A 2698-nucleotide genomic window follows, 5' to 3' on the forward strand; every position below is an offset into this window, starting at 1 on the left:
TGCTGGTAGGAGATGCTCGACCAGCCGGACATCTTCGGTCCGACCGGGGTCCAGGTGAAGGTGGGGTCGATGTAGACCGGGTAGGCGGTCTTGGTGTCGGTGAGCATCGCCTGGCTCGGGGTGAGGCGCAGCTTGCCGGCGGCGACCTTCACTCCGATGGCGGCGGTCTTCGCGCCCTCACCGGGGGCGTCGGGGCCGGACGCGGTGCTTCGCGCGGTCGGTTCGGCCTGTGCGGTCGCGGTGGAGTCCCACATGGCCGGGGCGGGGGCGGACAGGACGGTCTGCCCGGCGCGGTCGCGGCCGGTGATGTTGCCGGCGGTGTCGGCGGCGAGGGTGACGCCCTTGGTGGCGGTGGTCAGGTCCAGGGCGGCGAGCTTCGGGTTAGCCGCGGCTTGGCGGCTCTTCACCACGAAGACGTGCGAGAACGAGCCTTCGCCGTTGACCCGGACGGTGAGGTCGACGCCGGGCAGCACCTCGGCGTAGGTGGCGGTCGGCCCGGACAGGGTCGGCGCCGGCAGGGCCAGCGGCGCGGTGACCGACAGCGCGCGGTCGCCGCTGGTCATCTGCGCCAGGGGGCCGGTGCCGCCGGGGGAGAGCCGGACCTGGTTGGTGGTGACCGCGGCGGTGATGCTGCCGTCCGCGTGCCGGACCAGGGTCGGGTCGAGGTCCTTCCACTGCCCGTTCACCCGGGTACGGGTGGGCACGGCGGACTGGGTCAGCTCGACCGTGCCGTCCGGACCGGCGGTGTACGTCGAGGTCGACGTCCCGGCCCCGGTCGCCTCGACCGGCTTACCAGCCCGCTTCGCCTCGACCATCGCCTGGTCGATGCTGAGAGAGGTTGCCGCGCTGGGGGCGGCCTTCGGCTGCGGCGCCGGTGCGGCGCTGACCGGCGAGGTCAGCGACACCGCGGCTGCGGCGGCCATGACGGTGGCCACGGCACCGGACGCGATCACACGTCCGGTCTGTGGAGGTCGGTTGTCGGGCATGAGTGGAACTCCCCGTGGGTGACAGAGGCGCGCGGATTCGCGCCTGGTGGAGGTGGAAATGAACGTCACCGGTCCGGTCCGGGCTCATCACCCGGACCGGACCGGCCCTGATTAGAAGATCATGTTGAAGGCCGACCAGTTGGCGCCGATGACGGTGTAGCCCGGCTTGAACCGCCCGATCCCGTTGCCCTGGTAGAGGTAGAGATCCTTGGTCGTCGTGTAGCGGGCGATGACGTCCGTGTTGCCGTCCATGTTGAAGTCCCCGACCGAGAAGACCTGGTCGAAGGCGGACCACTTGGCGCCGATGATGGTGGAGCCGGAGGCGAACCTGCCGCTGCCGCTCCCCCGGTAGAGGTAGAGGTCCTTCGTGGTGGCGTGCCGGGCGATGACGTCCGTCCTACCGTCGTTGTCGAAGTCGCCCGGCGAGAAGATGATGTCGAACGCGGACCAGTTGGCGCCGATGATGGTGGAGCCGGAGATGAAGCTTCCGGTGCCGTTGCCCCGGTAGAGGTAGAGGTCCTTCGTGGTGGCGTGCCGGGCGATGACGTCGGACTTGCCGTCGCCGTCGAAGTCGCCGGGCGAGAAGATGGTGTCGAAGGCGACCCAGTTGTCGCCGATGATGGTGGAGCCGGAGATGAAGCTTCCGGTGCCGTTGCCCCGGTAGAGGTAGAGGTCCTTGCTGGTGGCGTGGCGGGCGATGACGTCGGTCTTCCCGTCGCCGTTGAAGTCGCCCGGGGAGAAGATCTTGTCGAAGGCGACCCAATTGGCGCCGATGACCGTCGAGCCGGACTGGAACATGCCAGCGCCATCACCCTTGTAGAGCAGGATGTTGTTGTTGGGCGTGTAGCGGGCCATCACGTCGGGGTAGCCGTCGCCGCTGAAGTCCCGACGCGGGCCGGCCGGGACCGCCTGGACCGGGCTCACCACGGCGTTCCAGGCGAGCACCTGACTCAGTTGGCCCTTGAACCAACCCCCGTGACCGGTGGCCGACGTCCGGTGCGCGCCCAGCCGGAACGGGCCGGTGGCGTTCCAGCTGCCGGAGTGACTGACGACCGCCTTGTTCAGCGCGCCGAGGTAGAGGCCGAGTCGACCGTTGACCTTCTCGTAGCTGACCGTCACCCTGGTCCAGACGCCCAGCCTGGCGCTGTTCGCGCCGGCGCTGGCGACGTCCCAGACCGGGCTGGCCACGTCGCTCTGCGGCATCGCGACCCGCCAGCTGTTGTCCGACGCGTCGATCCAGACCTTGACACCGGCCGTGTTCGTCGCGTCCTGGGAGAAGACGGTGCCTCCGGCGGCGGTCGGCTTGACCCATGCGGAGACGGTGAAGTCGGCGTCGGTGGCCATCGCCGGACCGGCCGTGGCGAGTGCGCTGTTCGTCGTGCCGTCCAGAAGGACGTCCCGGTCGAAGAGATCACCCTCGTTCCACATGCTGTTTCCCGAGCCGGTGGCGTGCAGGGCGCCGACGGCGTCCTGCGCCACGTTGTCCCCCGTCACGGCACCGCTCTCGGCGTTGGTGAGCTGCCACGCGTGGTTGGCCGTGATCAGGCTCTGGGTCGGCTGCGCCGAGATGCCGCCACTACCCGCGGACAGTCCGGTCACCAGCCAGGTGGTAGTGACGCCGTCGGTGCCGACGGTCCAGAGGTCGGGGGTGCCGTCGGTGTTGATGTCGGCGGCGCGCAGGGTGCGGCTTGCGCCGGTGTTCCAGTTCGTCG

General features: G+C 69.6%; 1 protein-coding gene and 1 pseudogene. Both read right to left on the minus strand.

All coding sequences use genetic code 11. The annotated features are described in order from the left end of the window. A pseudogene (locus ACLQ2U_RS32115) lies at nt 1-935 on the minus strand (hypothetical protein); the annotation flags it as partial. A gap of 162 nt (nt 936-1097) precedes the next feature. Continuing rightward, a partial coding sequence (locus tag ACLQ2U_RS32120) for an FG-GAP-like repeat-containing protein (protein ID WP_425754632.1) occupies nt 1098-2698 on the minus strand: 1601 nt, incomplete at its 5' end.

It is taken from the genome of Micromonospora sp. DT47 (assembly GCF_049844475.1).
Classification (GTDB): Bacteria; Actinomycetota; Actinomycetes; order Mycobacteriales; family Micromonosporaceae; genus Micromonospora.